The 995-nt window shown below is 39.9% G+C and carries 2 protein-coding genes; both read left to right on the top strand.

What is annotated here, in order from left to right:
- Positions 1–435: IS66 family insertion sequence element accessory protein TnpA (tnpA, locus tag I6E38_RS14885; RefSeq protein ID WP_235394714.1), on the top strand; the 435-nt coding region annotated here is incomplete at its 5' end.
- Positions 423–752, top strand: a complete 330-nt coding sequence (tnpB, locus tag I6E38_RS14890; RefSeq protein WP_262912395.1) for an IS66 family insertion sequence element accessory protein TnpB — start codon at positions 423–425, stop codon at positions 750–752. The genes tnpA and tnpB, both read left to right, overlap by 13 nt.
- Positions 753–995: the final 243 nt, after the last annotated feature.

A 995-nucleotide genomic window follows, 5' to 3' on the forward strand; every position in this document is an offset into this window, starting at 1 on the left:
CATGAACCAAGTTACCTTTGCACTGCAAAACATAAAAATACGATTATGGCAAGCAGTGAAGATTTTAAAAGGATACTGGAGCTTTATAACCAGGAGTCCAAGACAAGTGGTGTTTCGATAGTCGCCTTCTGCCAGAAGAACGGCATCGTTTATTCCCAGTTTGAGCGTTGGTACAAGAACCGACATAAGGTCAAGGTTCATGCAGTTGAAATTGTTGAGAGAGATGGTACAATCCCAGTGCAGGATACAAAATTGCAAGACACTTGTGACAATGCAGTTGAAGTTTCCGAGCCGCAAGATGTCCGATTGTCCAAGCCGACATTGTTTACAATACAGTTAAAGTCAACCAATGGTATGTATTTCCAGCAGCGAAACATAGACTACAATGGGTTGAAAGACCTGGTAGAGAAATTGGAGGTGCTATGCTCGCGATAAACGGAGGTGTCAAGCTGTGGTACATAGAAGGTATTACAAACATGAGATTTGGCAAGTACCGTCTGTTTTCAGAGGTACAGGCACTTGACATGGATCCATACAATGGTGATGCCTATATTTTCATGTCGAAAGACCGCAGGATACTGAAGGTCATTAGATACAAGAATCACAAGCGAGTGCTTTATGACATAACCTATGAGAAGGGCTATAAGTTCATGAAACCCGTGATAAAGAACCATGAAGTCGTGTATGAATTGGACTTTAAATACTTGGTTGCCTTACTTGAATGTCCGACGGTAAACGAGTTGGAAGTATAATGTTAAATGATTGATAATCAATAAATTGCTTGTATTACCATGCTGTTTTTTCGATATTTTTTAGTACCTTTGTACTATGAAGAAGCAAGATCAGACAGTGGAAAATATGATAATGCAAGCTCATTATCTGGAGGCTTTGGAGATAGAGTCCAAGGCCCAAAAACCATTGGCTGAAATGGAAAGGCAAGACTTTATAAATACAATAACGGAGCTTAAGGCTATGATAGGTAGTCTTAAGCTTAC

The organism is Leyella stercorea (assembly GCF_021531355.1).
GTDB lineage: Bacteria > Bacteroidota > Bacteroidia > Bacteroidales > Bacteroidaceae > Prevotella.

Excerpts from the sequence above, each read along its gene's own strand:
- tnpB (WP_262912395.1), top strand. The coding sequence starts at position 423 with ATGCTCGCGATAAACGGAGGTGTCAAGCTGTGGTACATAGAAGGTATT.